At 26.8% G+C, this 5,213-nt stretch carries 3 protein-coding genes and 1 pseudogene; 3 read left to right on the forward strand and 1 reads right to left on the reverse strand.

Features of this window, described 5'->3' with window-relative positions:
- The first annotated feature begins 203 nt into the window (after positions 1 to 203).
- A pseudogene (locus HMPREF3239_RS07300) lies at positions 204 to 1,893 on the forward strand (IS1182 family transposase).
- A gap of 40 nt (positions 1,894 to 1,933) precedes the next feature.
- On the opposite strand, the gene blaZ reads toward HMPREF3239_RS07300, so the two are convergent.
- Positions 1,934 to 2,779 (reverse strand): penicillin-hydrolyzing class A beta-lactamase BlaZ, encoded by an 846-nt coding sequence (gene blaZ / locus HMPREF3239_RS07305; protein ID WP_000733621.1) that lies wholly within the window; start codon positions 2,777 to 2,779, stop codon positions 1,934 to 1,936.
- Between the two features lie 106 nt (positions 2,780 to 2,885).
- Here blaZ and blaR1 point away from each other — a divergent pair, with 106 nt between their 5' ends.
- The gene (blaR1, locus tag HMPREF3239_RS07310) at positions 2,886 to 4,643 is read left to right on the forward strand and encodes a beta-lactam sensor/signal transducer BlaR1 (RefSeq protein WP_001096371.1); all 1,758 of its coding nucleotides are present in this window, start codon (positions 2,886 to 2,888) and stop codon (positions 4,641 to 4,643) included.
- Positions 4,633 to 5,013: a penicillinase repressor BlaI gene (gene blaI, locus HMPREF3239_RS07315; protein ID WP_001284659.1), complete on the forward strand. Its 381-nt coding sequence runs from the start codon at positions 4,633 to 4,635 to the stop codon at positions 5,011 to 5,013. Before blaR1 ends, blaI begins: the two co-directional genes overlap by 11 nt.
- The last annotated feature ends 200 nt before the right edge of the window (positions 5,014 to 5,213 follow it).

Genomic DNA, 5,213 nt, shown 5'->3' on the forward strand with positions numbered 1-5,213 from the left:
CTTTATTTACAATACTCCGTATTGTTGGCTCGCTTTCTTAGGGGACAGCTTCAGCCTGTAGTCTTCAGCTTGTCCTGTTCCCTCAAGAGTCTCGCCAAAATACTTTGTATTTATATGTAATTTTACATTGTAATACTTTAAAAAAATAAAGCACTTTCGTATAATTTAATAAACATCACTAAACTAAATTAACGAGGTGCCTTATGTATAAAAATTATAACATGACTCAACTTACTCTACCAATGGAAACTTCAGTTCTTATCCCCACAAATGATATTTCACGACATATAAATGATATTGTTGAAACAATTCCTGACAATGAATTCGACGAATTCAGACATCACCGTGGTGCAACTTCGTACCATCCTAAAATGATGTTAAAAGTGATTCTATATGCCTACACACAATCTGTATTCTCAGGTCGTAAAATAGAAAAAATGCTTAATGATAGCATCCGAATGATGTGGCTATCACAAAATCAAAAACCTTCTTATAAAACAATTAATCGATTTAGAGTAAATCCAAAAGTAGATGCTTTATTAGAATCTTTATTTATTCAATTTTACAGTCAGTGTGTAAAACAAAATCTTATAGATGATAAAGCTATTTTTATTGATGGTACAAAAATTGAAGCAAATGCCAATCGATATACATTTGTATGGAAAAAGAGTATTCAAAACCATGAATTAAAGATGAATGAGGATTCTAAAGCCCTCTACCATGAATTGGTAACCAATAAAATCATACCGGAAATTAAAGAAAATCATGATAATGAATTAACAAAAGAAGAAATAGATTTGATTGGTAGTCACTTAGATAAAGAAATCGAAGATTTAAACCAACATATCAACAATGAAAAATGTACTAAAACAAGAAAACAAATACGTCTCAAAAGAACTAAAATCAAAAAATACAAAAAGCAAATCAATGATTATTTTGAGCGAAAGTATCGATACGAATTTCAAAAATCTATTTTAAAGGATAGAAATAGTTATTCTAAGACAGATCATGATGCGACATTTATGAGAATGAAAAAAGATCACATGAAAAATGGACAACTTAAGCCAGGGTATAATTTACAAATAGCGACAAATTCCCAATTTGTTTTATCTTATAATGTGTATCAAAATCCAACGGATACTAGAACGATGATTCCATTTTTAAATTCAATTCAAGAGACCTACGGTCATTTACCTGAATATATTGTAGCTGATGCAGGTTATGGTAGTGAATCAAATTATAAGGCAATTATAGATGACTTTAATCGAACGCCACTCATAACATATGGAATGTTTATAAAAGATAAAACTAAAAAATATAAAAGTGACATCTTTAATACTCAAAATTGTAACTATGAGGAAATTAATGACGAATTCATTTGTCCGAATAATAAACGGCTAGGTTTTAAAAGATATGCCTATCGTCATGATAAGTATGGTTATAAGCGAGACTTCAAATTATATGAATGTGATGATTGTTCAGAATGTCCTCTGAAAAATCAATGTATGAACTTCAATTCAAAAACAAACAAAAAAATAATGAAGAATTATAACTGGGAATATTTTAAATCCCAAATTAACAAAAAGCTTTCAGAACCAGAAACAAAAAATATCTACAGTCAAAGAAAAATTGATGTGGAACCTGTTTTTGGATTTATGAAGGCTATTTTGGGTTTCACTCGGATGTCTGTCCGAGGACTCAATAAAGTCAAAAGAGAACTTGGTTTTGTATTAATGGCACTTAATATAAGAAAAGTAGTAGCTCAACGAGCTGAAAATAATCAAAAAATTTATAAAAAAGACAATTTCTATATTATTTCAATAGAAATTGTCTTTTTTTCACTTATCCAAGAACTTTATGTCCCGGACTCTTCGATATTATGAAGTTTTATGAAAGATAGAATTATATCAGTTTTTGTAGTACATTTAGACTATTAAAATTTGTTTATTACATTCTTGGCGGTTTCACTTATCAATTTATCATTAGGTTTATCACTTTTATTGTCTTTATTCGTAAAAATGACTAAAATAATAGGTTCAGATTGGTTCTTAGGATAAATAAAAGCTACATCATTTCTAGAAGCATATGTTATTGCTTGACCACTTTTATCAGCAACCTTATAGTCTTTTGGAACACCATCTTTAATTAAAGTGTCTCCGTTTTTATTATTTAACATTAAATCAAGTAAGAAATTTTTATTTTTTTTGCTTAATTTTCCATTTGCGATAAGTTTATTTAAAGTCTTGCCGAAAGCAGCAGGCGTTGAAGTATCTTTTTTGCTCTTTGGTGAATAGTAATTTAATTCTATTTCATATCTAACTGGATTTGTTACTTTATCTCCCAATTTTTTTAAACGTTTTTTAATTTTTTTGATTCCACCGATTTCGTTTATAATTTTATTGTTTGCTGTATTATCACTATACTTCATTGAAGCCTCAATAAGTTCTTTTAAAGTGATATCTTTTCCTACATATTTTTCTAAAATAGGAGAATAAGCAACTATATCATCTTTGTTAATATGTACTTTTTTATTTAACTTATTATAAGGTACTTGTTCTAACAAAATAGCACTATTTATCGCTTTTGAAGTTGAAGCATAGGCAAATCTCTTATCGGCATTAAATTTTACTTCCTTACCACTTTTAGTATCTAATGCATAGACACCAATATTAGCATTATATTTCTTTTCTAAATTATTTAACTCTTTAGCATGTGAACTGGTTGAATTACATGCACTTAAAACTAAAGCAATTGCAATTAAAAGTATTAACTTTTTCAAAATATACCCTCCAATATTACAGTTGTAATTTCTATAAATCAATAATATTACAATTGTAATATTCGCGTCAATAGTTTATTATAATTATTTGAAAGAAGGTGTTGAAATGGCTAAGTTATTAATAATGAGCATAGTAAGCTTTTGTTTTATATTTCTATTGTTATTATTTTTTAGGTACATATTAAAACGCTATTTTAATTATATGTTAAATTATAAAGTTTGGTATCTAACTCTTCTTGCAGGATTAATTCCTTTCATCCCTATTAAATTCTCTTTTTTTAAATTTAATAATTTGAATAATCAAGAGCCCACAGTTGAAAGTAATTCACACAATTTGAATCCTAACATAAATACCACTAAACCTGTTCATGAGTTTACAACAGACATCCATAAGATTAATTGGGATTCAATAGATAATATCTGCACAGTTATTTGGATAGTTTTAGTTATTATTTTAAGTTTTAAATTTTTAAATTCTTTATTATATCTTAAGTATTTAAAGAAACAGTCACTTTATCTAAATGAAAAAGAAAAAGATAAAATAAACAAGATACTTTTCAATCATCAATATAAAAGAAATATTGTGATTCGAAAAGCAGAATCTATTCATTCTCCAATAACTTTTTGGTATGGAAAATATATTATTTTGATTCCCAGTTTATATTTTAAAAGTATAAATGACAAAAAACTAAAATATATAATATTGCACGAGTATGCTCATGCTAAAAACAGAGATACTTTGCATTTAATTATCTTTCATATTTTTTCTATTGCTATGAGTTATAATCCACTAATACAAATTGTAAAAAGAAAGATGATTCATGACAATGAAGTAGAAGCCGATAGATTTGTCCTTAATAATATTAACAAAAATGAATTTAAGTCTTATGCGGAAGCTATTATGGATTCCGTATTAAAAACCCCATTTTTCAACAAAAATATATTAAGCCATTCATTTAATGGTAAAAAATCATTACTCAAAAGAAGATTAATTAATATAAAAGAAGCCAATTTGAAAAAGCAGTCAAAATTAATTCTAATTTTTGTTTGTATTTTTACTTTTTTTATCATGATAATTCAAAGCCAGTTTTTAATGGGGCAATCCTTAACTGATTATAATTATAAAAAGCCCTTACAAAGCGATTACCAAATTTTAGATGAAAGTAAAAATTTTGGTTCAAATAGTGGATCTTTCGTTATGTACAGCATGAAGAAAGACAAATACTATATTTATAATGAAAAAGAAAGTAGAAAAAGATATTCTCCTGATTCAACATACAAAATTTATTTAGCACTGTTTGGACTTGACCGTCATATTATAAGTGATAAAAATTCACGTATGTTATGGAATCATAATCATTATCCTTTCGATTCTTGGAATAAGGATCAAGATTTAAATACGGCAATACAAAACTCTGTTAATTGGTACTTCGAACGTATTAGTAATCAAATATCAAAGAACTATACTTATGATCAACTCAAGCAATTAAATTATGGTAATAAAAATTTGGGAAGTTATAAAGCCTACTGGTTGGAAGATAGTTTGAAAATATCTAATCTTGAACAAGTAATAGTTTTGAAAAATATGATGGAACAAAATAACCATTTTAGTAAAAATGAAAAGAAACAATTATCTTCTTCGTTATTGATTAGAAAAAATGAAAATTATGCATTGTATGGGAAAACAGGTACAGGTATAGTAAACGGGAAGTACAATAATGGGTGGTTTGTAGGTTACGTAATTACAAATCATGATAAGTATTATTTTTCTACACATTTATCAGATGAAAAAGCCTCTGGTGAAAATGCTAAATTAATAAATGAAAAAATATTAAAAGAAATGGGTGTTTTAAATGGCCAATAAGCAAGTTGAAATAACTATGGCTGAATGGGATGTTATGAATATAATATGGAATAAAAAATCAGTATCAGCTAATGAAATTGTAGTTGAGATTCAAAAAAATAAAGAAGTTAGCGATAAGACGATTAGAACATTAATTACAAGACTATATAAAAAAGAGATTATAAAACGATATAAATATAATAATATTTATTTTTACTCATCAATTATTAAAGAAGATGATATTAAAATGAAAACTGCTAAAACCTTTCTTAATAAATTGTATGGAGGGGATATGAAAAGTTTAGTGCTTAATTTTGCGAAAAATGAAGAATTAAATAACAAAGAAATTGAAGAATTGCAAGACATTTTAAATGATATTAGTAAAAAATAAATAGATATAGGGTTCAAACATAATACATATATAAATTATGTTTGAACCCTATTAAATTAGATTTTTTATGAGATTAGTACATATAATAAAAGGCGCCCACTTCACCATGCCACGTCCTTGAGGAATATTAGCGTCTAAATATTGTCTTGGTATTTTACGATAATCTGTTTCATATTTATATTCATCTGGCGCATTAGGAT

The sequence above is a fragment of the Staphylococcus sp. HMSC34C02 genome (genome assembly GCF_001838705.1).
Classification (GTDB): Bacteria; Bacillota; Bacilli; order Staphylococcales; family Staphylococcaceae; genus Staphylococcus; species Staphylococcus borealis.